The organism is Pseudomonas sp. PME37.24/006 (assembly GCF_055556635.1).
The window spans coordinates 1-242 of sequence record NZ_JBVHNL010000274.1 but is presented as its reverse complement, the minus strand read 5'-3'; the positions used below and the strand labels follow the sequence as shown (position 1 = coordinate 242).

The following is a 242-nucleotide window of genomic DNA, read 5'->3' as shown; positions in this document are numbered from 1 at the left end:
CAGGAGGTTCAGGCGAAATACGCCTGACCTTCGCGCAGAGAACCTTAGTCCGCCGGTAGAGATCGGGAGAGATTCATGGCCAAAGAGAAATTCAACCGCAGCAAGCCGCACTGCAACGTGGGCACGATCGGACACGTCGACCACGGCAAGACGTCGTTGACGGCTGCGATCACGAAGGTTCTGGCGGAGACGGGTGGGGCTACGTTCACCGCGTACGACCAGATCGACAAGGCGCCGGAAGA

Annotated in this window: 1 protein-coding gene; it reads left to right on the top strand. The window is 59.9% G+C overall.

Annotated features, from left to right (window positions below; translation table 11 throughout):
• Positions 1–75: 75 nt before the first annotated feature.
• Positions 76–242: GTP-binding protein (locus tag ACZ3GY_RS24705; RefSeq protein ID WP_465912451.1), on the top strand; the 167-nt coding region annotated here is incomplete at its 3' end.